At 69.3% G+C, this 21849-nt stretch carries 28 protein-coding genes; 20 read left to right on the top strand and 8 right to left on the bottom strand.

Annotated features, from left to right (window positions below):
* Positions 1-28 precede the first annotated feature (28 nt).
* From AC6I6X_RS00325 to AC6I6X_RS00305, 5 genes are all read left to right on the top strand, one after another.
* Entirely contained in the window at positions 29-1456 is a 1428-nt protein-coding gene (locus tag AC6I6X_RS00325) for an APC family permease (protein ID WP_497928524.1), read from the top strand.
* 23 nt (positions 1457-1479) lie between these two features.
* Complete coding sequence (locus tag AC6I6X_RS00320) at positions 1480-2694, top strand: M20 family metallopeptidase (RefSeq protein WP_497928523.1); 1215 nt, start codon at positions 1480-1482, stop codon at positions 2692-2694.
* 3 nt (positions 2695-2697) lie between these two features.
* The gene (locus AC6I6X_RS00315) at positions 2698-3783 is read left to right on the top strand and encodes an alanine racemase (RefSeq protein ID WP_497928522.1); all 1086 of its coding nucleotides are present in this window, start codon (positions 2698-2700) and stop codon (positions 3781-3783) included.
* A gap of 158 nt (positions 3784-3941) precedes the next feature.
* Positions 3942-4328, top strand: coding sequence for a DUF5789 family protein (locus tag AC6I6X_RS00310; protein ID WP_497928521.1), 387 nt, complete (start codon positions 3942-3944; stop codon positions 4326-4328).
* A gap of 144 nt (positions 4329-4472) precedes the next feature.
* Complete coding sequence (locus AC6I6X_RS00305) at positions 4473-5084, top strand: translation initiation factor IF-2 subunit beta (protein WP_497928520.1); 612 nt, start codon at positions 4473-4475, stop codon at positions 5082-5084.
* A 106-nt stretch (positions 5085-5190) separates the two neighbouring features.
* On the opposite strand, the gene AC6I6X_RS00300 is transcribed toward AC6I6X_RS00305, so the two are convergent.
* Entirely contained in the window at positions 5191-5676 is a 486-nt protein-coding gene (locus AC6I6X_RS00300) for a helix-turn-helix transcriptional regulator (RefSeq protein ID WP_497928519.1), read from the bottom strand.
* 111 nt (positions 5677-5787) lie between these two features.
* On the opposite strand from AC6I6X_RS00300, the gene AC6I6X_RS00295 reads away from it, so the two are divergent.
* The 11 genes from AC6I6X_RS00295 to ptsP all read left to right on the top strand — a co-directional run bounded on the left by AC6I6X_RS00295 (position 5788) and on the right by ptsP (position 14614).
* On the top strand, positions 5788-6423 hold the full coding sequence (locus tag AC6I6X_RS00295) for an HAD family hydrolase (protein WP_497928518.1): 636 nt from the start codon (positions 5788-5790) through the stop codon (positions 6421-6423).
* 40 nt (positions 6424-6463) lie between these two features.
* The gene (gene cbiB, locus AC6I6X_RS00290) at positions 6464-7444 is read left to right on the top strand and encodes an adenosylcobinamide-phosphate synthase CbiB (RefSeq protein WP_497929625.1); all 981 of its coding nucleotides are present in this window, start codon (positions 6464-6466) and stop codon (positions 7442-7444) included.
* The gene (gene cobS / locus AC6I6X_RS00285) at positions 7441-8202 is read left to right on the top strand and encodes an adenosylcobinamide-GDP ribazoletransferase (RefSeq protein WP_497928517.1); all 762 of its coding nucleotides are present in this window, start codon (positions 7441-7443) and stop codon (positions 8200-8202) included. Before cbiB ends, cobS begins: the two co-directional genes overlap by 4 nt.
* Entirely contained in the window at positions 8202-8798 is a 597-nt protein-coding gene (locus AC6I6X_RS00280) for an NTP transferase domain-containing protein (RefSeq protein ID WP_497929624.1), read from the top strand. Before cobS ends, AC6I6X_RS00280 begins: the two co-directional genes overlap by 1 nt.
* Positions 8789-9850 carry a nicotinate mononucleotide-dependent phosphoribosyltransferase CobT gene (gene cobT, locus AC6I6X_RS00275; protein WP_497928516.1) on the top strand — a complete coding sequence of 354 codons (1062 nt, stop codon included), beginning with the start codon at positions 8789-8791 and terminating at the stop codon, positions 9848-9850. Before AC6I6X_RS00280 ends, cobT begins: the two co-directional genes overlap by 10 nt.
* Positions 9840-10868, top strand: a complete 1029-nt coding sequence (locus tag AC6I6X_RS00270; RefSeq protein ID WP_497928515.1) for a threonine-phosphate decarboxylase — start codon at positions 9840-9842, stop codon at positions 10866-10868. Before cobT ends, AC6I6X_RS00270 begins: the two co-directional genes overlap by 11 nt.
* The gene (locus tag AC6I6X_RS00265; RefSeq protein ID WP_497928514.1) at positions 10861-11622 is read left to right on the top strand and encodes an adenosylcobinamide amidohydrolase; all 762 of its coding nucleotides are present in this window, start codon (positions 10861-10863) and stop codon (positions 11620-11622) included. Before AC6I6X_RS00270 ends, AC6I6X_RS00265 begins: the two co-directional genes overlap by 8 nt.
* Positions 11623-11735: 113 nt before the next feature.
* Positions 11736-12143, top strand: coding sequence for a DUF8009 family protein (locus AC6I6X_RS00260; protein WP_497928513.1), 408 nt, complete (start codon positions 11736-11738; stop codon positions 12141-12143).
* Positions 12144-12263: 120 nt separating this feature from the next.
* A complete protein-coding gene (locus AC6I6X_RS00255; protein ID WP_497928512.1) occupies positions 12264-12479 on the top strand; it encodes a hypothetical protein in 216 nt (71 codons plus the stop codon).
* Between the two features lie 97 nt (positions 12480-12576).
* The gene (locus AC6I6X_RS00250) at positions 12577-12879 is read left to right on the top strand and encodes an HPr family phosphocarrier protein (RefSeq protein WP_497929623.1); all 303 of its coding nucleotides are present in this window, start codon (positions 12577-12579) and stop codon (positions 12877-12879) included.
* A complete protein-coding gene (ptsP, locus tag AC6I6X_RS00245; protein ID WP_497928510.1) occupies positions 12872-14614 on the top strand; it encodes a phosphoenolpyruvate--protein phosphotransferase in 1743 nt (580 codons plus the stop codon). The genes AC6I6X_RS00250 and ptsP overlap by 8 nt, the downstream gene beginning before the upstream one ends.
* A gap of 21 nt (positions 14615-14635) precedes the next feature.
* Here ptsP and dhaM read toward each other — a convergent pair whose 3' ends face one another.
* Genes dhaM through dhaK form a run of 3 tightly spaced genes read right to left on the bottom strand, consistent with a single transcriptional unit; the run spans position 14636 to position 16760 of the window.
* Positions 14636-15013 (bottom strand): dihydroxyacetone kinase phosphoryl donor subunit DhaM, encoded by a 378-nt coding sequence (dhaM, locus tag AC6I6X_RS00240; protein ID WP_497928509.1) that lies wholly within the window; start codon positions 15011-15013, stop codon positions 14636-14638.
* Complete coding sequence (dhaL, locus tag AC6I6X_RS00235; RefSeq protein ID WP_497928508.1) at positions 15013-15744, bottom strand: dihydroxyacetone kinase subunit DhaL; 732 nt, start codon at positions 15742-15744, stop codon at positions 15013-15015. The genes dhaM and dhaL overlap by 1 nt, the downstream gene beginning before the upstream one ends.
* 17 nt (positions 15745-15761) lie before the next feature.
* The gene (gene dhaK / locus AC6I6X_RS00230) at positions 15762-16760 is read right to left on the bottom strand and encodes a dihydroxyacetone kinase subunit DhaK (protein ID WP_497928507.1); all 999 of its coding nucleotides are present in this window, start codon (positions 16758-16760) and stop codon (positions 15762-15764) included.
* Between the two features lie 258 nt (positions 16761-17018).
* Between dhaK and AC6I6X_RS00225 the strand changes: the two genes are divergently transcribed.
* Together AC6I6X_RS00225 and AC6I6X_RS00220 are read left to right on the top strand one after the other, a co-directional pair.
* Positions 17019-17267, top strand: a complete 249-nt coding sequence (locus AC6I6X_RS00225; protein WP_497928506.1) for an amphi-Trp domain-containing protein — start codon at positions 17019-17021, stop codon at positions 17265-17267.
* Positions 17268-17382: 115 nt separating this feature from the next.
* Complete coding sequence (locus AC6I6X_RS00220) at positions 17383-18105, top strand: fumarylacetoacetate hydrolase family protein (RefSeq protein WP_497928505.1); 723 nt, start codon at positions 17383-17385, stop codon at positions 18103-18105.
* 44 nt (positions 18106-18149) lie between these two features.
* Here the strand turns inward: AC6I6X_RS00220 and AC6I6X_RS00215 are convergent, their stop codons facing one another.
* Positions 18150-18650, bottom strand: coding sequence for a molybdopterin-dependent oxidoreductase (locus tag AC6I6X_RS00215; protein ID WP_497928504.1), 501 nt, complete (start codon positions 18648-18650; stop codon positions 18150-18152).
* Between the two features lie 137 nt (positions 18651-18787).
* Positions 18788-19162 (bottom strand): cupin domain-containing protein, encoded by a 375-nt coding sequence (locus AC6I6X_RS00210; protein ID WP_497928503.1) that lies wholly within the window; start codon positions 19160-19162, stop codon positions 18788-18790.
* A 162-nt stretch (positions 19163-19324) separates the two neighbouring features.
* Between AC6I6X_RS00210 and AC6I6X_RS00205 the strand changes: the two genes are divergently transcribed.
* Complete coding sequence (locus AC6I6X_RS00205) at positions 19325-19837, top strand: YkgJ family cysteine cluster protein (RefSeq protein ID WP_497928502.1); 513 nt, start codon at positions 19325-19327, stop codon at positions 19835-19837.
* Positions 19838-19950: 113 nt separating this feature from the next.
* The gene (locus AC6I6X_RS00200) at positions 19951-20235 is read left to right on the top strand and encodes a translation initiation factor eIF-1A (RefSeq protein WP_074929683.1); all 285 of its coding nucleotides are present in this window, start codon (positions 19951-19953) and stop codon (positions 20233-20235) included.
* A gap of 182 nt (positions 20236-20417) precedes the next feature.
* Here AC6I6X_RS00200 and AC6I6X_RS00195 read toward each other — a convergent pair whose 3' ends face one another.
* Positions 20418-20981, bottom strand: a complete 564-nt coding sequence (locus tag AC6I6X_RS00195) for a type 1 glutamine amidotransferase domain-containing protein (protein WP_497928501.1) — start codon at positions 20979-20981, stop codon at positions 20418-20420.
* Between the two features lie 59 nt (positions 20982-21040).
* Positions 21041-21745: an SDR family NAD(P)-dependent oxidoreductase gene (locus AC6I6X_RS00190; protein ID WP_497928500.1), complete on the bottom strand. Its 705-nt coding sequence runs from the start codon at positions 21743-21745 to the stop codon at positions 21041-21043.
* Between the last annotated feature and the right edge of the window lie 104 nt (positions 21746-21849).

Here is a 21849-nt window from a genome sequence, read left to right as displayed (position 1 = left end):
CGCGGATCGACTCGTGGCACCAACCGTCATGGTAACAGATGCCAGTGAATCTGATCGGAGCCTCGCTCGCGACATCGGCCCGCTCGGCGCGATCGCCACCGTCGTCGCGGGGACGCTCGGAGCGGGACTGTTCGTCACGCTCGGGACGGCCAGTTCGTCGACCGGACCGAGCGTCATCCTGATCATCGCGCTGTCGGGTGTGATCGCGATGGCGATCGCGATCAACTACAGTTGGCTCGCGACGATCTTCCCCGCAGCCGGGTCGACGTACTCCTACGTCACCCGGGTGTTTCGCAACCGGCTCGCGGGATTCGTCGCGACGTGGTCGCTCTGGCTGGGGTACATGGCGGCCGTCGCCGTCCTGGCGATCGGGTTCGGCAGTTACCTGCAGGTGTTCTACCCGGGTGTCGACCCGCGCCTGGCCGGGATCGGCCTGATCACCGTCCTGTTCCTCGTAAACATGCTCGGAGCCCGCCGGTACAGCATCTCGCAGAACGCGATCTTCCTCCTGCTGATGGTCTCGATCCTGGTCCTGGTCGTCCCCGGGACGTTCACCGTCGAGGCCGGCAACTACACGCCGTTCTTCACGGGCGGCTTCGACGGCGCGCTCGCGGCCGCCGTCCCGCTGTTCTACGCCTACATCGGGATTGCGGTCGCCGGCGAGATCGGGGCCGAGGTCAAGAATCCCTCGCGAAACCTGCCGCTCGCGATGGCCGGCGGGACGCTCATCCTGATCGTGCTGTACATGTGGACCGCCGCGGTCATCTACGGCGTCATCGGGGATTACACCGTCCTCGCCAATTCGGACCGGCCGCTCTCGACCGCCGCCGAGACGTTCCTCCCGCTGAACGCGACCGCAGTCGTCGGATTCGGCGGGCTGCTGGCGACCGCCTCCAGCGTCCACGCCGTGATGGCCGCGGGGATCAAACTTCCCTACTGCTGGGCCTGGGACGAGGTCTTCTCGACGCGGTTCTCGGAAGTCAACGAGCGCTGGCGAACCCCCCACTGGTCGCTGTTGACGCTGTTTGCGGTCTCGGTCGGACTGACCTTCTGGACCGCGGGACTTGACCAGGTCATCGCGATCGCGACGTTCAGCTACCTGATCGCCTACGGGGCGACGTCGTTCACCGCGATATACGTGTACCTCGAGCGGCCGGCCCTGCGCGAGGAGGCCGCGTTCGATCCCGGCCGGTGGATCTTCGTCCCGGGCGTGCTCGGACTCGGCGGCTGCGTCCTCCTGCTGTCACAGGCCTACCAGGGATCGATGACGATCTACGTCCCGTGGCTCGCGATCGGCCTCGTCGTCTTCGCCGTCTACTGGTACCTGGGCGAGCAGTCCGATACGGACGTCGACGCGATCCTCGACACGCTTCCCGGGGTCCCGACGGAGGAGTACAGCCCCGCGATCGTCGACGAACCGACGGTGGCCGACGACGGGACCCCCGCGGACGACTGACGCGACCGATTCTACACTACATTATGAGCGAACAAACGCACACGAACGCGGACGCGATCGAGTACGACGAGACGATCGAACTGCTCCAGGACCTGGTCAGGATACGGAGCCCGTACTTCGAGGAGGCGGCGATCGTCGAGTACGTCTACGAGTGGCTCGACGACGCGGGGCTCGATCCGGAGTACCAGCCGGTGAGAGAACCCGACATCACCGGCTACGAGGGCAATAACGTCCTCGCCCGGCTCGAGGGCAGTGACCCCGACGCACCGACGCTGCTGTTGAACGCCCACGTCGACACGGTCCAGCTGGTCGAGGAGTGGGACGAGGATCCCCTCTCCGGGCGGGTCGAGGACGGGAAGTGCTACGGCCAGGGCGCCTGCGACATGAAAGGCGGGCTCGCGGCGGTGCTCGTCGCGTTCCGGGCGCTCGCGGACGCCGACCTCCGGGGCGACGTGGTGCTCGCGGCAGTGGTCGACGAGGAGGGGCCCTACGGGCTGGGCGCGAACCAGCTCATCAGGGACGGCATCACCGACGAGTGCGACGCGGCGATCGTCACGGAGCCCGGGCCGATCCTCGCCCAGTCCGAACTGGAGAACCCGGCGCTGTTGCTCGGCGCACGCGGGCGATTCCTCTACGACATCACCGTCCGCGGGCACGCGGCCCACGGCTCACAACCCGAGAAGGGACGGAACGCGGTGGTCGACGCCGGCACGCTGGCCGGTGCGCTCGCGGAGATGGACGTCGGCACGCACCCCGAACTCGGCGACGGATCGGTCTGTCCGCTGTCGATCGAGGGCGGCGGGGAGACGCTCTCGGTTCCCGAGGCGTGTCGTCTGCTGGTCGACCGCCACGTCGTGACCGGCGAGGACGCGGAGACGGTCCTGGCCGATGCCGAGCGCGTCGTCGCGACCCTCGACCTCGACTCGGACGTCGAGATCGGGTTCCGCGAGGCACCCGCGCCCGACGTCCGCTACGGCCCCTACGTCACCGACGAGGACCATCCGCTGGTCGGGTCCCTGAAGGCGTCCGCCGAGTCGGTGACCGGCCAGGCTCCCGCGATCGGCTACTTCTCGAGCGTCGGCGACTTCAACTACTTCGGTCACCGCGCGGACCTCCCGACGGTGATCGTCGGCCCCGACGGCGAGAACATCCACGGCGCGGGCGAGTTCGTCTACACCGACGAGGTCGTCGACGTGGCTCGCATTCTCGTCGACGCGACGACCGCGTTCGCGGGGTGAGCCGTGATCGACGATCCCAGTCGGGATCGGCAGGATCACGCCCCGGTCCTGACGATTCGACCCGCGATCGTCGAGCGGAACGCCCGCCGGGTCGCCGATCGGTTCGACGGCGATCTCGTCGGCGTCACGAAGGGCGTCGGGGGCGATCCCCGGGTCGCCAGGGCGCTGGTCGACGGCGGCGCGACCGCGATCGCCGATTCGCGGCTGGCCAACCTGCGACGGCTCGGCGCTCGGGTCGACTGCGACCGCTACCTGCTCAGGCCACCGATGCGTCACGAGATCGACGCCGTCCTCCGTAACGCGGACGTCTCGTTCCAGTCCGAGCCGTCGGTGTTGCGAGCGATCGCGGCCGCCGCATCGCGACGGGGAATCGATCACCGGGTCGTGCTCGCGGTCGACGTCGGTGACCGACGCGAGGGAGTCCTGCTCGACGACCTCGCGGCGATGCTTTCGGTCGCTGCAGAGATCGATGGAATCGAGGTCGCGGGGGTAGCCGCCCACACCGGCTCGCTCAACGGCGTCGTTCCGACCGCGACGTCGATATCGCGGTTCGTCGACCGGCTCGAGCGGGCCGAAGAGTCGATCGGCCGGCAGTTCCCGATCTGCTCCGCGGGGAGTTCCAACACCCTGGGGCTGTGCTTCGACGGCGACCTCCCGGAGCGGGTGACGCAGCTCCGGATCGGCGAGGCGATCCTGCTGGGGACGGATCCCACCACCGGCCAGCCACTGCCAGGGTTCGAGACCGACGCCGTCGTCCTGTCCGCGGACGTGATCGAGTGCAAGGCCAAACCGTCCGCACCGGCGGGGCCGAGCGGCCGCGACGCGTTCGGGGAGGCGCCGACGGTCGAGGACCGGGGCGTCCGGGACCGTGCGATCGTCGCGATGGGGCGCGTCGACGTCCCCGTCGAGGGACTGACGCCAGTTCGGGAGGGCGTCGACGTCCTCGGGGCGAGCAGTGACCACGCGGTCCTCGACGTTACCGCGGTTCGGGAACCGATTCGACCGGGCGACACCCTCGCGTTCGAACTGGATTACGGTGCGCTCGCCCGCAGTGCGGCCTCGCCGTACGTCGCGACGGCCTACGAGTGAGACGCTATAGTAGCAACTGAAAGTCAATGAACACCCGATCGCACGACGGCTGTGCGATCGGTGTGTGAATCGTTTCAGTTGTTACTATGGTTCGTCGCGAGCGGACACGTGCGATCGCCGGCCGGCCGCTTTTCCACGCGCTCGTGATAGCACCGGGTATGAGTGGCGACACCCCGAGCCGTGATCGCGCGCAGGATCGGGCCGAGCAACGCAAGTCCCGGCGGGCCGAGACGACGGAGTCGATCCTCGACGACGTCGAGCGCCACCTCGGCGACGTGGAGTACCCGGTCACGGGCGAGGAACTCGCCACGGAGTACGGCAGCGAGCCGATCGACATGCCGAACGAGACGGAGTCGCTGGGGAGCGTCTTCGATCGACTGACGGACGAACAGTTCGAGTCGGCCGAAGAGGTCCGGGAAGCCGTCTACGGCGAGATCACCGGGGAAGCCGGCAGTCCGGACGAGGCGAACCCCGAACGCGACCTGGAACGGCTGGACGAGGAGAAACAGGGCTCGATGGCCGACAGCGGAAACGACCAGTTCTAGGGCCGAACCAGGCCCGGCGATCGGCCGTGGAATCGGGTCCGGATTTCGATCCGAGCGGCGCGTCGCGCTCCGATCGGAACCCGTCGACGGCGACCGAACGACGATAGCAGAACGGATTTACGTCGCGGGGCACTGCGTTCGCGTATGGATTACGAATCGAGTCTCGACCGAGCGATGGACGAAGTCCCCGACATCGGGGGCGACCAGGAGCGATTGCAGATTCCCGATCCGCAGGCACAGAAAGACGGTGCCTTCACGCGGTTTACGAACCTCGGCGACGTCGCCGACACCCTCTCCCGGGAGGACGAGCACCTCCACCGGTTCATCCAGCGCGAACTCGGGACCAGCGGCAAACTCGAGGACGGGCGCGCCCGCTACAACGGCTCGTTCTCCCAGAAGGACTTCGACGCGGCGATCGACGCCTACGTCGACGAGTACGTCCTCTGTTCGGAGTGTGGCCTGCCGGACACCCGCCTCGTTCGCGAGGACCGCACGCCGATGCTTCGCTGTGACGCCTGTGGTGCGTTCCGTCCCGTCACCAAGCGCTCGACCAGCAGCCAGCAACAGCAACAGCAGGAGGCCGTCGAGGAGGGCAAGACGTACACGGTCGAGATCACCGGCACCGGCCGCAAGGGCGACGGCGTCGCCGAGAAGGGCGAGTACACCATCTTCGTCCCCGGCGCCGAGGAAGGCGACGTGGTCGAGATCTACATCAAGAACATCTCCGGGAACCTCGCGTTCGCCCGGCTCGCCTAATCGATCGGCGCTCGATTCACGGGGCCTCTTCTCGCCGTTCGCGCTCGCGGGTTCGTCGATACCGAGCACTCCCCCTCTCAGGACCGGCCACGATCGACGATCCCGGTCAGGAGAGTGCAGCCGGTACCTCGTCCGGCAAGCAGACGATCTTCTCGCGCCCGAGCTGGTACCGTTCGATCGCGCCGCGTGATTCGAGGTCCGAGAGGAGGCGGCTCACGGTCGAGGCCGACCAGCCGTACTCGTCGGCGAACCGGCGCTGTTTCAGCCGCCCGTCGTGTTTCTCCAGGACGGCCCGGACGTACGATTCGGGCGAAATCCCGTAATCGAGGACCTCGCTCCGGCTGGTCGGCCCTCGGTCCGGGTCGAGGTACTGGCTGGACGGCTCCGACTCCGGTCCAGACGTGGCTATCGACGGCGATCGATCCGTCGACTCGACCCGCGTCGCAGTGTCGACTGCCGCGTTACCGCGATCGGTCCCTGCTCGATCGGTAGTGACGTCCGCACCCGACCCGGCGGCGGTTCGACAGCGCCGGACGGTTCGTCTGACGGCGCCGGAGAGTCGGGACACGAACGGTGCCTGTAGCCGCGTCATACACGGTGGTCGGATCCAGCCCGGGAAAGGGATATTCACAAACCCGTCCAAACGTTCACGGGGAGCGATCGGACCGCGAAGCTAAAGTCAATTTGTGCTAGTCACACGAACGTGGGCGTCTCGTTCGACCTCTTCGGAACCCTCGTGACCGTCGATCGACCGGCCGATCCAGCCGCCGCGATCGCGACCGAACTCGCGAACCGAAACGTGACAGTCCCCGACGACTGGGCCGACGCGTACGCCGAGCCACACGTCGACGCGCCCGAAGGGGCGGAAGTCCCGCTTCCGGCGCACGTCTCGCACGCACTCGCGAGTCGCGGCGTCGACTACGACCACAACGCGGCCAGGCGCGCCGTCGTCGCCGCGTTCGATCCCGCCGTCGAGACGAGATCGGGCGCTCGCGAGGCGATCGCGGCCGCACGCGAACGGGGCCCGATCGCGCTCTGTTCGAACTGTAGCGTCCCGGAACTGGTCGGGCGGACGCTGGTCAGGTCGGACTTCGAACGCGACGACTTCGACGCCGTCGTGACGAGCGTCGGCTGCGGCTGGCGGAAACCCGCACCAGAGATCTTCGAACTGACGGCGTCGAAACTCGGCATCGATCCCGGCGATCTCGTCCACGTCGGCGACGACCCGGCGACGGACGGCGGAATCGAATCTGTCGGCGGGACCGCACTGTTGCTCGAAGAGACCCCGCTCGACGAGATTCCGGATCGCCTGGCAACGCTGGAGGACGAATCGCGATGACAGCAATCGAACCGTGGCCGATCGCCCGGAGGACCCCGTGATCGTCGTGACGCTCGCCGTGCTCGGCCTGGCGTTCAGTCTCGACCTGCTGGTCGGCGAACCGCCGACCGTGGCCCACCCCGTGGCGTGGTTCGGCCGCCTCGTCGCCGCCCTCGATCGGGACTGGCACGAGGACGACCGCGTCCAGCGACTGGTCGGCGTCGGGATCGCGCTCGTCGCGCCGCTCGTCCCGGCGGGTGCCGCGGCCGGAGTCGTTCTCGTCGCGGCTGCCGGGCACCAGACAGGGGGTGCGGTCGCCGCCGGGGTCGTCCTCTTCCTGACGATCAGCCTGCGATCGCTGCTCGATCTCACCGAGACGGTCGTCGCGGCGACCGAGACGAACGTCGAGACGGCCCGGAAAGCGGTTCGCGGCCTCGTCGGCCGGGACGCGGCGACGCTCTCGCCGGCCGAAATTCGGAGCGCGGCGATCGAGAGCGCCGGCGAGAACCTCGCCGACGGGCTGGTCGCGACCCTGCTGCCGTTCGTCGTCCTCGCGCCGCTCTCGCTCCCGGCCGCCGCGGCCGCCGCCGCGTGGGTGAAAGGCGTCAACACGCTGGACTCGATGCTCGGCTACCCCTCGAAGCCGATCGGGACGGCGAGCGCCCGCCTCGACGACGCCGTGATGTGGCTCCCCGCCCGACTCGCGGCGGTGGCGATCGCCACCGCCGCGGCCGATCCGCTGGCGCTGGGTCGCGCCCGCGAGTGGGCCCGCGACCCGCCGTCACCGAACTCCGGGTGGCCGATGGCGACGCTCGCCTGCGCGCTCGACGTGCGTCTTACGAAACCGGGCGTCTACGACCTCTCACCCGATCGGGATCTGCCGACGGTCGCCGACGGCGAGCGAGCGGTGCGTCTCGTCGGTCTGGCGGGGGTCGTCGCGATCGCCATCGCCGTCCTGCTCGCGATCGTCGCCTCGATCGGCTGGGAACGCTTCTCGCTACTCCGGTACGCCGTGGTGACGGCGCTGGAGGTGACGCCGTGAGCCGCCGCTGGCTCGGCGCCGTCCGCGGCGCGATCGGCTTCCTGACCCGCCTCCCCGCGGCCCACCGCGAGGGCGACTGGGAAGCGTTCCGGACGACGCCAGCGGCCTTCCCGATCGCCGGGTACGTGGCGGGCGCGATCGCCGCCCTGCCGCTCTCGGCCGCCGCGACGCTTTCCGCACCGACCGTCGCGCTCGGCTACCTGCTCGCGGTCTACGCGGTGACCGGGATCCATCACCTGGACGGCGTCGCCGATCTCGGCGACGCGCTCGTCGTCCACGGCGACGCGGCTCGTCGCCGTGAAGTGCTCACGGACACGACGACCGGCGTCGGGGCGATTCTCGCGGTGTCGATCACCGTCGTCGGACTCGCACTCGGGGGACTCGGCCTCGCCGGGCTCCCCGTCCTCGCCGCCGTCGCGATCGCGATCGCGGCCGAGGTGGGGACGAAACTCGGCATGGCGGCGATGGCCTGCTTCGGAGCGGCGAGCTACGAGGGGATGGGGCGACAGTTCACCGCGGGAGTCGCGCCGCGGTCGTTCGTCGCGCCCGCGATCGTCGCCCTTCCAGCCGTCGCGCTTACGTGGCCACGTCCGGCCGCCGCGGTCGCGCTCTGCGGTGCGATCGGGGGAATCGCCCTCCCCTGGTACTGGGCGCGTCGCCACCTCGGGGGCATAAGCGGCGATATCTTCGGGGCGGCGAACGAAATCGGCCGCGTCGCCGGCGTGCACGCGGGGGTGATCGCGTGGACGCTGTTGTGATGTGCGGCGGGCGCGGAACCCGCCTCGAGAGCCGCCACGAGAAGCCGCTGCACCCGATCGCTGGCAGCCCGATGGTCGATCGCGTGCTGGCGGCGCTCGACGAAAGCGACGTCGAGACGACGCACGCGGCCGTCTCGCCCAACGCGCCGGAGACGCGCGAGCACCTCGCGGACCGCGACGGCGTGCGGACGATCGAGACGGCCGGGGACGGCTACGTCGCCGACCTGACGACCCTGCTCGATCGGCCCGCGATCGAGCCGCCGATCCTCACGGTCGCGGCCGATCTGCCGCTGCTCTCCGGCCCAGCGATCGATCGCGCCCTCGATCGCCACGACGGGGCTGCGGAGGGGACCGGCGCGCCGTCGCTTACCGTGGCCGTCCCCGTCGCCCTGAAGCGACGACTCGGCGCGAGTATCGACTCGCGTCTCGAACCGAACCCACACCTCGCGCCGACGGGGGTCAACGTCGTCGGCACCACCGACCGAACCATGACGGACGTCTCCTACGATCCACGACTCGCAGTGAACGTGAACCGACGTGCAGACGCCGACGTCGCGGCCGATCGCCTGACCGGGAGGGACGACCCGTGCGCGTGATCCTCCCCGCCGGAACGACCGAGACGGCGCTGATCGACGGGATCAGCGCGGCCGGGGCGGCCCCGGAGCTGATGGAACACACGCCCTCGGCTGACGTCGAGATCCTCGCGTACGGGGAGCCGACCGCCGCGCCCGTCACCCCCGTGAGCCCGAACGGGTGTCCGACGCCCGCCGCCGTGACCCGGGCCGTCCGCGAGGTGGTCGGCTTCGACGTCGCGGTCGTCGACGCGGGTCTCACCAGATCGACCGCCGCGCCGACGGTGGACCTCGACGTCAGCCCGGGGGCCGACGTTCGCGAGGAGACTGCCGTCCCCGACGCGGCCGCGATATTCGATCGCGCCCACGGCTACGGCTCGGAACTCCCGGACGAGGAACTCCTGATCGGCGAGACCGTCCCCGGCGGGACGACGACCGCGCTCGGGGTGCTCACCGCGCTCGGCGAACCCGCCGGCGTCTCGTCGTCGCTCCCGGAGAACCCGATCGAGCGCAAGCGTCGCGTCGTCGACGAGGGACTCGCGGCGAGCGACCTCGAGGCGGGCGCGTGCGACGGCGACCCGCTCGCGGCGATCGAGGCGGTCGGCGATCCCGTCCAGCCGACCGTGATGGGCATCGCGGCCGGCGCGCTGGAGTCGGACACCGAGGTGACGCTGGCCGGCGGGACGCAGATGGTCGCCGTCGCCGCCCTGTTGCGCCACGCCGGGATCGACGCCCCGCTGTCGATCGCGACGACCTCGTTCGTCGCGGCCGAACAGGGCGATCGGCTCGAGACAGCCTGCGCCCGACTCGACTGCGACCTCGTCGTGACCGATCCCGGCTTCGACGAGCGCGACCACGTCGCGATGGCCCGGTACTGCGCCGGCGAGGCCAAGGAGGGCGTCGCGATGGGCGGCGCGCTCTCGCTCGTTCCCGACGGACGGATGCCGGCCGTTCGGGACCGACTCGAGACCGTCTGTGCGCGACTCGGGATCGAAGCGGACGGGCCGGCAGAAGAGTCTGTAGCGACGACTGGCGATCCAGCAGACGCTGCCGCGGAGGACGATCGTGGATCCTGACGCGATGCGCCGCGGAGAGCGGGTCCCCCACGGCGGGGAGTCCGATCGGGACCTGCTCGACTTCTCGGCCAACACGAACCCCGCGACGCCCGAGGGCGTGGAGAGCGTCTACGAGGCGGCACTCGAGGAGTCGCGCCGGTATCCCGACGACGACTACGCCGAGTTTCGGACCGCCGCGGGCGCGTTCGTCGGCTGTGATGCCGATCGGATGATCCCGACGCCCGGCGGACTGGCCGCGATCAGGCTGGCGATGGAGAGCGCGCTCTCGCCCGGCGATCGGGCGCTGGTCCCCTATCCCAGTTTCGGCGAGTACGCCCGCGAAGTCCGCCTGCAGGGTGCGACGCCGCAGTTCGTCCACCGCGAGAACCTGCTCGCGATCGAGCGCGACGTCCTCGACGGCTGTGCGCTGGCGGTCGTCTGCACGCCGAACAACCCGACCGGTGAGGCCGCCGATTCCGACGCGCTGGCGGCCTTCGCCGATCGCTGCGAGTCTGCGGGAACGACGCTGCTGGTCGACGAGGCGTTCCTCGGCTTCACCGACCTGCCGTCGGCGGCCCGTCTCGACGCGGCGGGCGTCGTCGTCGCCCGATCGCTCACGAAACTGTTCGGCCTCCCCGGACTGCGCGCCGGGTTCGCCGTCGCGACGGGCGATCGGCGGGACGCACTGGAGACCGCGCGGCGGGCGTGGTCGCTCGGAACGCCCGCGGCGCGGGTCGGCACCCACTGTCTCCGGCAGGACGCGTTCGTCAGGGAGACCCGCGATCGGGTCGCGAGCGAGCGCGAGCGGGTTCGAACCGCGCTCGCGTCCAGGTTCGACGTCCACCCGTCCGACGCCCCATACCTCCTGTGTGACGTCGGCGATCGGGACGTCGACGGCGTGATCCGATCGGCCCGATCGGAAGGGGTCGCGATCCGCGACGCGCGAACGTTCCGGACGCTCGACTCGCACGTGCGCGTCGCGATCAAGGATCGGCGCTCGAACGATCGACTGCTCGCCGCCCTCGATTGCGATGGCTGACCCGGTCGATCCCGCCTACGAGGCGTGCCGCTCCGACGGCGTCCTTCGCGTGGGCCGTCCCGGTACCGAGTGGCTCTCGACCGGTCCGAACGGCGGTCGCGTCACGGCCGACGCCGCGTACAACGTCTCGGTCCCCGCCGAGTGGGCGGAGACGCCGCTCGACGCCTACGCGACCGATCGACTCGAGCGGGCGGGGTTCGACGGGGCGACCGACGGCCCGGTGCTGTTCACCGGCGTGGCGATCGAGGACGCCCGCGGCGCGCACTGCGGGCCGGTCACCGCCTACGCGACCGCCGGCGTCTCGAACCCGGCGGCGCTGCCGATGGAACCGATGGGGACGACCGGGCCTGCGGAGGCCGTCGAAACGAACGCCGACGCGACGCGGGGGACGGTCAACCTCGTCGTCGGCACGACCCGGGCGCTGGCCGACGGCGCGCTCGCCAACCTGATCGCGGTCGCCGCGGAGGCGAAGACGGCGACGCTGCTCGCCGAGACAGGCTTTCCCGGGACGACGACGGACGCGATCGTCGTCGGCCACGATCCGTCGGGGACCCCCGCCTCGTTCTCGGGGAGCGCCACCGAGGTCGGCGCGGCGACCCGGGCCTGCGTCCGCGAGGCCGTCCGGGCGTCGCTGGAGGGGCACTACGACGGTGCCGACCCGACACTCCCCGCGTCGGTCGACGACGCGGCCTACGGCGTCTCGACGGACGTCCGGGCCGACGTGTTTCGGCCGCCGATCGCGGAGCGCGACTGACCGGCCCGGGCCGATCGGGATCGAAACCGAAATCCAGAGTCACGGTCGGCACCCGTGACGCGGCCGCGCGTCGAACCCGGACGATAAACCGTCGCGAGTCGTACGATCAACGCATGCCCGAGGACGATCCATCGGCGATCCGATCGCTCGCCGTGTCGCCGGACGACGTGGTCGACGCCTACGCCTACAGCCAGGAGAACCCTGGCGAGGCCGTGCTCCGGGTGACGCCGCCGTTTCACGGCCGAATGCGGGCGCGGATCCACGTCTACCACGTCGACGACACCGAACTGACCGGCGCGGTTCACCTCTCCCCCGCGAACCTCATCGCGGACGACGTCATCGCGGCGTATCCCCGGCTCGAGGAGACGCTAGAGGACGCGGACGACGCGGACCGGATCCGCGAACGGCACGCCGAAGCGGTCGCGGCGTGGCAAGAGCGCGCTCGCGAGGCGATCGTCGAATCGGTCGCGATCGAAACGGACGACGGCCCGCACCGTGTCGACGTGAAGCGTCTCGGGTAATCCCGGTCGCGATCGGCGACGGTGCGAGACCCGAACTCGCCGCGAGCGCCGCTCCGTCCCGCACTTTCACTTTCACCGCGGACGGATCGGTTTGACGTACTGTCAGTCCAACTGATGGGTATGGCACTGATCACGGACGGGACCGACGACCGGGGAACGTACGAGGAACTGGTGACGCGCGACCGCGACCGCCACGAACCCGATCGGCGGCGCCGGATCGACGTCACCGACCTGCACGCGGCCGGAATCGACTCCTTCGTCCGATCGAACGTCGAGACAGACCGGGTCTCGCTCGAACACCGCGGCGCGCGGACCTACCTCGTCATCGAGGAGTGACCGCCGCGGCCGATCCGGGCAACTGTTTTGGTCGTTCCCGCGACTAGTCCTGCATGGGAGTCACACGCACCCTCTGCCGGGGAGGCGGACCCGTATGATCGAACGGACGGTCACCGTCGTGCCGTCGGACGGATTACACGCCCGACCGGCCGCAACGCTCACCTCGACGGCGAGCGGGTACGAGGCAGACGTGACGATCGCACGCGCCGACGACGGGGAGTTCGTACCGGCGAATAGTATGCTCGCAGTCACCGGGCTGAACGTCCGACACGGCGAGGACGTAACGCTACGGGTCGAGGGCCCGGACGAGGCGTCGGCGATCGATACCCTCGAAGAGATCCTCACGACCCCGGTCGACGACACGGACGAAACGAACGCCGACTCGAACGACGATGACTGATGAGCGCGAATTCGCGGGAACTGGCGTCACGCCGCTCGTCGGCGTCGGACACGCCTACTGGCTCGAGACGAGCGTCGAACTCGGGCCACCGCCGGATCCGGACGACGTCGACGCCGACGTCGAACGCGATCGGTTCGAGCGCACTCGTGAGGCAGTTCGCGAAGCGCTCGATCGGGAACGGGACGCGATCGCGGACCGGATCGGCGACGAGGAGGCCGACATCTTCGATGCGCACGCGGCCTTCCTGACGGATCCCCAGATCGAGGACGGCGTCACGGCGGCGATCGAGGACGGACTCCCCGCGACGCACGCGGTCCGGGAAACGTTCGACGAGCACGTCGACCGGTTCGAGGAACTGGAGGGGCCGATGGCGGAGCGAGCGGACGATCTGCGCGACGTTCGGGATCGGCTGCTCCGTCGACTGCTCGCCGACGAGGCCGACGCCGGAGACGCTGCGACGGGCGGGACGGCCGCGGCCGAAGAACTGGCGGCGTCGATTCCCGAGAGTGCCGTGGTCCTCGCGGATCGACTCACCCCCAGCGAGACGGCGGGGTTCGACCCCGACCGGATCGCGGGGATCGCGACGAGTACCGGGGGCGAGACCTCCCACGCGGCGATCATCACGCGGGCACTCGGCATTCCCGCCGTCGTCGGCGTCGGTGACGTGCTACGAACGATCTCGGACGGCACGCCGGTCGTCGTCGACGGCGACCGCGGGGTCGTCGTCCCCGATCCGGACGACGAAACGCGTGCGCGGGCCGCCGCCGATCGATCCGTCGACCCGATCCCGGAACCGGTGTCGACGAGCGACGGTCGATCGATCGAGGTGGCCGCGAACGTCGCCGGAGCCGCGGACATCGAGCAGGCGGACGCGATGGGTGCCGACGGCGTCGGCCTGTTCCGGACGGAGTTTCTCTTCTTCGATCGCGACGCACCACCCGGAGCGGACGAGCAGTTTCGGACGTACCGATCGGCGCTCGAGACCGTTTCCGGACGCGTGATCGTCCGGACGCTCGACGTCGGCGGGGACAAGCCGCTGCCCTACCGCCAGGCGGGCACCGAGCGGAACCCGTTCCTCGGTGCGCGGGGCATCCGGCTCTCGCTGGGGGAGCAGTCGGACCTCTTCGAGACACAACTGCGGGCGCTCCTGCGGGCGGCCGCGACGCCGAACGGGGACGATCTCGCGATCATGTTCCCGATGATCACGACCGTAGAAGAACTCGACGCGGCCCGAGAGCGACTCCACGCGATCGCGTCGGAGCTGACCGCGGCAGGCGTCGACAACGCCGTCCCGGACCTCGGCGTGATGATCGAGACGCCCGCTGCGGCGTTCGTCGCCGACGAACTGGCGTCGCGCGTGGACTTCCTCAGTCTCGGTACGAACGATCTCACCCAGTACGTGATGGCCGCCGATCGGGAGAACGAGCGGGTCGCGGACCTGCAGGATCCGCTCTCCCCGCCGGTGCTACGGGCGATCGCCCGGACGGTCCGGGCGGGCCACGCGGGGGACGCGTGGGTGGGGATGTGCGGCGAACTGGCCGGCGATCCAGGGGTCACCGAACTCCTCGTCGGCCTCGGCCTCGACGAACTCAGTGCGAGTCCGATCGCCGTTCCAGCGGTCAAGCGTCGGGTGCAAGACCTCGACGCGAGCGCCGCGACCGCGCTCGCCGATCGGGTCCTCGACGCGGCGACGCGGGAGGCGGTTCGAGCGCGCTACGTGGACGAGTCGCGTTGATTCCGAGAAGCCGCCGACCGCTCACACTTTCGAGACGTCGCGTGCGTCCTCGGCGGCCTCGCGAACCGACTCGACGGTCGCCGACGGCGCGGTCGCCGCCACGGCCGCGTTGAGCGCCCCCTCGAGGATCGGCGCGTCGGCGACGACGGCGTCGGCGGCCGCCTCCTCGATCGCGAGTTCGGCGTTCATCACGGCGCTGCCGAGATCGGCGAGGACGACGACGCCGTCGTCGTCGGCGGCCTCGATCGCCTCTCGGATCGGCCCCGGTGTCGTTCCGATCCGGCCGTCTTCGGTTCCACCGACGGCCTCGATACGGGCGTCACCGCCCATCTCGCGGGCGATCTCCCGAATGCCCGCGGCCGCTCGTTCGCTGTGGGAGACGACGACGATGCCGACCATCACTCATCCCCGTCCGCGGGCACGTCTTCGGTGTCGGCTTCGGGCATCTCGTCGGGTTCCACATCCGCCTCCGCGTCGATCGCGACCTCGCCGTCGCCGTACTCGATCGCCACGTCGAGCAGTTCTTCGAGCAGGTACAGCGTACTCGTCGCGCCCGGGTCCTGGTGACCGACCGATCGCCAGCCGAGGTACGACGCCCGCCCCTTCTTCGCGCGGATCGGCGTCGTGAACTCGACGCCGCGACGGGCGGCGTCGACGGCCTTCCCCAGGGCCTCGATCGGGTCGCGGTCGTCGACGTCGATCGATTTCCTGTAGGTGTGGACTGCCGGCGTGAGCGCGTCGACCATCGTCTTGTCGCCGACGGACGCTTTTCCCCGCTCTTCGACCGTCTCGAGGTACCGCTCGCTGAACGCGACCGTCGCGTCGGCGGTGATCCCGTCCTCGAGTTCCTGGCTCGCCTTCATCAGCGATCCGCCGTACAGCGGGCCCGACGCGCCGCCGACCTCCGAGACGAGCGCGACGCCCACCGTCTTTACGAGTTCGGCCGGGTCTCCGTCGGCCTCCTCGACGCGTTCGAGTGCGGCCCGGAAGCCGCGATCCATGTTCGCGCCGTGGTCGGCGTCGCCGATCGCAGAGTCGAGGTCCGTCAGGTGTTCCTTTTCATCCGCCAGCCGGTCGGCGATCGCTTCGACTGCCGCCCGAACCGCCTCGGTCTGGGTCTCCTGATCCATCCTGTCGTCACCACCGGTTACTCCGTCACGGTCAGTCCGGGCGTCTCGGCCGGGGCGGCGAGCAGTTCTTTCAGTTCGTCGTCGAGTTCGAGCACCGTGATCGAACACCCCATCATGTCGAGCGAGGTCATGTAGTCCCCGACCCAGGCGTCCCAGGTGTCGATATCGTGATCGCCGAGGATCTCCTGGAGTCGGCGGTTGACGACGTACAGTTCCATCAGCGGCGTCCCGCCCATCCCGTTGACGATCGTCGCGACCTCGGTACCTGCATCGAGATCGAGGTCCTCGAGCACGGCCTCGGCGAGGTGGTCGGTGATCTCGTCGGCCGACATGATCTCCGTCCGCTCGGTTCCGGGTTCGCCGTGGATGCCGATCCCGAGTTCGATCTCGTCCTCGCCGAGATCGAACGTCGGCTCGCCCTTCTCGGGCGTGACACAGGAGGTGAGCGCCATGCCCATCGTCCCGACGTTCTCGGTGGCCTTCTCGGCGACGCGTTTGACTTCGGCCAGATCGCCGCCCCGCTGGGCCATCGCGCCGGCGACCTTGTGGACGAATATCGTCCCGCAGACGCCGCGACGACCGGAAGTGTACAGCGAGTCTTCGACCGCGACGTCGTCGTTTACCACGACGTGCTCGACCGCCGTGCCGGCCTCCATCTCGGCCATCTCGATCGCCGTCTCGAAGTTCATCACGTCGCCCTCGTAGTTCTTGACGACGCAGAAGACCCCGTCACCGCCGTCACAGGCCTGGATCAGTTCGCTCAACTGATCGGCCGTCGGCGACGTGAACACCTCCCCTGCGGCCGCACCGTCGAGCATGCCGTCGCCGATATACCCCGCGTGCGTGGGTTCGTGACCGCTGCCGCCGCCGGAGACGAGCCCGACTTTCCCCTCGACCGGGGCGTCGCTTCGAACGACGGTCTCCGTCCCGTCGATCCGGCGGAGGTCGTGAGCTGCGACCATCCCCTCGAGCATCTCGTCGACGACGTCTGCCGGTTCGTTAATGAGTTTCTTCATGTCACACGTTGGTTGTGGACACATAGCAAGATAACGCTTGCTCGTCGCTCCATCGACCGAGAAGGACCGGGAGTCGCGCCGGACGCGGGATCGGCCGAACCCGTGCGCTCTCGACGGATCGGCCCGAGCGACCGTTCGATCCGTCCCTTCGAGCGGCTACGCCAGCGAGAGCGCACGGCGTCGGCGGAACCGCCCGTCGGACGCGGGCCTGCCTGTTCCCGGCCAACATATTTCCCTCCCGTGGATGACAGTTCGCCTATGGGCGAAACCACCAGTACTACGGACGAGGTCACGCGCGACGAAGCGGCCGATCGCCTCCAGGAGATCGCCCGCGAACTCCGGGGCGACGGCCCGGCGGACGTTCACATTGGCAACAAGACCCTGACGCTGACGCCCACGTCCGTCCTCGAGTACGACGTCGAGGTCGAGGAACGATCGCCGATGCTCGGCGGCGACCGCGAGAAGATTTCCGTCTCGCTCGCCTGGAAGACCGACGCCGACGAGTGAGCGGCCAGTCGTCCCGATCGACCCGGGGCGAGCGTTCGGTCGCACGCGGGTGGAACGGCCTGCGGTCCGACGTCGAACCGGTAGGACTAATCGGCGGGCGGCCCATCCCCCGCCGATGCGACTCGCGAGGATTTCGACTCCCGACGGACCGGTCACCGGACGGTACGAGGACGGCGTCGTCCACGACGACGGCGAGACGTACGCGGTCGAGGACGAGACCGACTTCTTGCCGCCCTGCGATCCCTCGGCGCTGTACTGCGTCGGGCGCAACTACGCGGAAACGCTCGACCAGATGGCGTACGAGCGACCCGCGGAACCCGATTTCTTCATCAAGCCGCCCGCCTCGGTGCTCGGCCACGGCGAGCCGATCCCCTACCCCGAGTTCACCGAAGAACTGACCTACGCCGGCGAACTGGCGGCCGTCATCGACGAGCCGTGTCACGACGTCCCGGAAGCGGAGGTTCCCGACGTCGTGCGGGGCTACACGATCATGAACGACGTGGACGCGCTCGACCAGCAGGGTCGGACCGCCCGGAAAGCGTTCGACGGCTCCGGCCCCCTCGGCCCCTGGATCGAAACCGATCTCGACCCGACGGCGATCGACATGTGGACCGACGTCGCGGGCGAACGCCGACAGGAGGCGAACACGGAACTGATGCTGTTCGATCCGTACGAGATCGTCTCGTACCTCTCGAAGCGGTTCACCTTCCGCCCTGGGGACGTCGTCGCGTTCGGCAGCCCCGCGAACCCCGGGCTGGTCGAACCCGGCGACACCGTCGAGATCACCTACGAGGGAGTGGGGACGCTGCGGAATACCGTGGTCGAATCGCTCGAGTAGGGCGCGGCCACTCCCCGACGCTCGATCCGTTCGACACCCCTCGATTACTCGATCCGGGACAGCGCCAGGTCCTTTGCGGTGTCAGCGTCCGAAAACGGCGTCTCACCGACCTCGATCGCCGACACCCACTTGATGCTCTCCCAGCAGTCCCGCTCGGAATCGATCGGCACGAGCCGTGCCGGGCCGCCGTGTTCGACCGGAAGCGCCTCACCGTCGAGTTCGAGCGCGAGGATCGACGCCCGGAGCCGATCGAGGGGGAACGAGCAGGCGTAGTCGCCGTCCATCGCCCGGACGAGCGCGTGCCCGCTGTCTTCGGTCGGTCCGGCGCGGTCCAGGACGGTCCCGACGCGGACGCCGCGCCACGAGAGCCCCTCCGCGACCCACCCCTCGACGCACGCGAAGTCGTCGGCCGCCGTCTCCTGCGGGAACGACGCGAGGTCCTCGGGACTGAGTCGGAGCGATCGATCGACCGTCCCGGTGACCGACAGGGACCACTCCTCGGGGTCGACCGCGGCTGGCACGTCGTGCGTTCTGAGGTCGCTCACGCCCGGTACTACGACGGCCGGAGGAAAACGATTGCGCCGAACCGCTTCGGAAGGGTCGTACGGACCGCTGTCCGTCAGTGCCGGCGCACCCACAGACGGTGCCGGCTGGGCCGGGGAACTCGGAGCAGCGATCCGTCTCAGTCGGGATCGAACTCGCCGCGCCGGAGGCCGACCCGGACCGGTTCGTGCTCGGCGTCGGTCGGCGGCGGGGACGTGACGAGCAGAGCCTCCAGCCGTTCATCCCCGTTCGCGTGGACACCCCGGGATTCGCCGGCGGGGACGACGACCACGTCACCCGGTCCAACCTCCCGATCGTCGTCCCCGTCCCGGACGAGTCCGCGTCCCGATTCGACGTCGATGACGACGTCGCTGTCGGGCGCGTGGACGGGAATGAACTGTCCCGGTTCGAAGTACCCGAGGACGGCTTTCAGCCGATCGCTCCGGTAGATCTCTCGCGTCGAGAATTTCTCGTCGTCGTAGGTCCGCTCGGCGTCGAAGTCGGTCGCGACCATACCCGAGCGTCGGCGCGACACGGGGAAGAGACTTGACCGGAATATATTCGGCTCTCGATCGGATCGGTTCCCCTGTCGAGACCTCGAACCGGCCCGCGTGAACGCACTCGCGTGGCGACCCAGGAAGAAAGGCACTTCCGCCCGCGTCCCCTCCCCACCGCCGTGAGCGCTGACGCCCCGCGCCGCGTCGAAGTCCACCCCGATCGAGAGGTCGTCGTCGAGTTCGATCCCGACCTGACCTTCGAGTGCGTCGACGACTGCACTTGGTGTTGCCACCACGGGGTCTTGCTCTACGATCGGGACCTCCTCGAACTGGCCCAGCGGGCGAACCTGGCGGAGACGACGACCGACTTTCGCGGCGAGAAGTTCGTCGCCCGCGAGGAGAAAGGGCGCGACGGGCACGTCGCCGACGACGGCCGCGCCTGCGCGTTCCTCCGCGAGGACGGCCTCTGTACCCTGCACCTGGAGGAGGACTGGAAGCCGACCCGGTGTTCGGTCTTCCCGCTCGGCGTCTGGCGCGAGGACGGCGACCTCCACGTCGATATCCGGGACTCGGCACACGAGCACTGCGAGGGACTGAACGTCAGCGATCGGCGGGTGATCGAACACCTCGACGCCTTCCTGCCCGAACTGCTGTGGGACCTCGAGAATCCGGATTCGGACCGCGAATTGTAGGACCGGGCCGATCGATCGTCGTCGCGGTACTGCTCGATCGAGGGGGCAGCCATCGAGTGCCGTGCTATCACGACTCTCCAACCATTTAAACGTGCGGCGCTCGTAGTGGAGGTGTGACAGAAAACTCCGGGCGACGGAACCTCCGTATGCCCAACAGCGACGAAGTATTCGCCGTCGTAACCGAACACCTCGGTGGGAACCACGTCCAACTCCGCTGTGAGGACGGCGAGGAACGTCTCGGCCGCATTCCCGGCCGGATGAAATACCGCACCTGGATCGAGCAAGACGACATCGTCGTCGCCGAGCCCTGGGACTGGCAGGACGAGAAGGCCACGATCGAGTGGCGCTACACCAGCCAGGATGCCGACCAGCTGCGCCGCGAAGGCCACATCGACTGATACTCACTCTTGTCTAGCGGGTCGAGCCGAGACTGCTCGTATCGACGATCACGGACGGCACTAAAGCCACTCGCGAGTGACGACACCGGATCACGAACCGGCCCCGTCGGCGGGACACCGGAACCGATCGTGCAAACGTGCGGCGCTCGTAGTGGAGGATCGATCGGGATGGCGACTCCCGGTCACTCGGCGGCTGCGAACTCCTCGACGATGGTGTCGCAGAAGGCGTCGAGATCGTCCGGATCGCGGCTCGTGACCAGTCCGTCGTCGACGACGACCTCCTCGTCGACCCACTCCCCGCCCGCGTTTCGAACGTCGGTCTGCAAGCTGGGATAGGACGTCAGCGTCCGACCCTCGACGACGTCCGCCTCGATCAGCGTCCACGGCCCGTGACAGATGACGCCGGCAGGTTTGCCGTCCGTCAGGTGCTGCCGGAGGAGATCGATCGCGTCCTCGTCGGACCGAAGCGTGTCCGCGCCGACGGTTCCGCCCGGGACGAGCAGGGCGTCGTAGTCGGCGGCCGAGACCTCGTCGAACGTCGTATCGATCGTGTAGGAGTCGCTCCATTCGAGATCGTTGTTGACGGTCTGGCCCTCTCGGGGCTCGCTCCCGAGCACCTCGACCGTCGCACCGGCGTCGGACACCGCGTCCCTCGGTTCCGTGAATTCGATCTCCTCGCTCCCCTCCGGGGCGAGGAAGATCCCTACCGTCGTGTCCTCGAGCGGCTGTCGATCGGAATGACTCATCGGGCAATCCTGGGGCGGGGAGCGAGAAAACGGTTCGACTTTCCGTTGCAACGCCGCCGTCACCGCGTCGCTCGCTTCCACTCTTTCAGTCCGAGAATCTCGCCGTCGAGTGCGTCCCGATCGGCCTCGGTCGCCGCCCAGACGAACATGCCGGCGATCGACTCGGGGTCGCGTCCCTGCCCGCCGGTGAGGTCGGTCGCGATCTGTCCGGGTTCCAGACAGCCGACGGCGCACTCGGTGTCGGCGGCGAACGCGCGGACGATCGCTTCGGCCGTCGCCTTCGAGATCGCGTAGGAGCCGTAGCCGGGTTTGGCCGTCCGAGCGATCGCGCCGGTCGGGACGAGGACGCGCGCCCCCTCGTTCAGGTGCGGAAGCGCCTCGCGGATCGTCGCGAAGACGCCGCGGCCGTTCGTGCGCCAGTGGTCGTCGAACGCCGCGTAGGACTCCCGATCGGTGGGCGTCTCGCCCGGGTCGCCGTGGTAGACGCCCGCCGCCACGACGACGACGTCGATCCCGCCGCCCTCACCGGTTCGGGAGGCCGTCTCCACGAGTCGTTCGACGTCGTACTCGTCGCGGACGTCGGTTCGGACCCCGTCGACGGCCCCGCTTCCGTCGATCGCCGCGAGCGCGTCGACGGCGTCGTCGATCGCGTCCCCGTCCCGCGCGCCGACGACGATGGTCGCACCCTCGGCCGCGAACGCTTCGGCGACTGCCCGTCCGATGCCGCGCGTGCCGCCGGTCACGACGGCGGTCGTGTCGTCCATACCCCCTGTTACGAGGGGGACCCTCAGAAACCCACTGACTTCCGGCAAAACGGACGTCTCGAACTGGTGTCAGTGCCGACAGCGAGAGAGTCGCTCGTATCGAA

Source organism: Halosolutus sp. YCN4 (assembly GCF_059736495.1).
This window is presented reverse-complemented; position numbering and strand designations above follow the sequence as displayed.

What these genes read in the sequence shown, in the direction of transcription:
- AC6I6X_RS00325 (WP_497928524.1), top strand. Translation starts at nt 29, where the DNA reads ATGGTAACAGATGCCAGTGAATCTGATCGGAGCCTCGCTCGCGACATC.
- AC6I6X_RS00320 (WP_497928523.1), top strand. Translation starts at nt 1,480, where the DNA reads ATGAGCGAACAAACGCACACGAACGCGGACGCGATCGAGTACGACGAG.
- AC6I6X_RS00310 (WP_497928521.1), top strand. Translation starts at nt 3,942, where the DNA reads ATGAGTGGCGACACCCCGAGCCGTGATCGCGCGCAGGATCGGGCCGAG.
- AC6I6X_RS00305 (WP_497928520.1), top strand. Translation starts at nt 4,473, where the DNA reads ATGGATTACGAATCGAGTCTCGACCGAGCGATGGACGAAGTCCCCGAC.
- AC6I6X_RS00300 (WP_497928519.1), bottom strand. Translation starts at nt 5,676, where the DNA reads ATGACGCGGCTACAGGCACCGTTCGTGTCCCGACTCTCCGGCGCCGTC.
- AC6I6X_RS00280 (WP_497929624.1), top strand. Translation starts at nt 8,202, where the DNA reads ATGTGCGGCGGGCGCGGAACCCGCCTCGAGAGCCGCCACGAGAAGCCG.
- AC6I6X_RS00265 (WP_497928514.1), top strand. Translation starts at nt 10,861, where the DNA reads ATGGCTGACCCGGTCGATCCCGCCTACGAGGCGTGCCGCTCCGACGGC.
- AC6I6X_RS00260 (WP_497928513.1), top strand. Translation starts at nt 11,736, where the DNA reads ATGCCCGAGGACGATCCATCGGCGATCCGATCGCTCGCCGTGTCGCCG.
- AC6I6X_RS00255 (WP_497928512.1), top strand. Translation starts at nt 12,264, where the DNA reads ATGGCACTGATCACGGACGGGACCGACGACCGGGGAACGTACGAGGAA.
- ptsP (WP_497928510.1), top strand. Translation starts at nt 12,872, where the DNA reads ATGACTGATGAGCGCGAATTCGCGGGAACTGGCGTCACGCCGCTCGTC.
- dhaM (WP_497928509.1), bottom strand. Translation starts at nt 15,013, where the DNA reads ATGGTCGGCATCGTCGTCGTCTCCCACAGCGAACGAGCGGCCGCGGGC.
- dhaL (WP_497928508.1), bottom strand. Translation starts at nt 15,744, where the DNA reads ATGGATCAGGAGACCCAGACCGAGGCGGTTCGGGCGGCAGTCGAAGCG.
- dhaK (WP_497928507.1), bottom strand. Translation starts at nt 16,760, where the DNA reads ATGAAGAAACTCATTAACGAACCGGCAGACGTCGTCGACGAGATGCTC.
- AC6I6X_RS00225 (WP_497928506.1), top strand. Translation starts at nt 17,019, where the DNA reads ATGGGCGAAACCACCAGTACTACGGACGAGGTCACGCGCGACGAAGCG.
- AC6I6X_RS00220 (WP_497928505.1), top strand. Translation starts at nt 17,383, where the DNA reads ATGCGACTCGCGAGGATTTCGACTCCCGACGGACCGGTCACCGGACGG.
- AC6I6X_RS00210 (WP_497928503.1), bottom strand. Translation starts at nt 19,162, where the DNA reads ATGGTCGCGACCGACTTCGACGCCGAGCGGACCTACGACGACGAGAAA.
- AC6I6X_RS00195 (WP_497928501.1), bottom strand. Translation starts at nt 20,981, where the DNA reads ATGAGTCATTCCGATCGACAGCCGCTCGAGGACACGACGGTAGGGATC.
- AC6I6X_RS00190 (WP_497928500.1), bottom strand. Translation starts at nt 21,745, where the DNA reads ATGGACGACACGACCGCCGTCGTGACCGGCGGCACGCGCGGCATCGGA.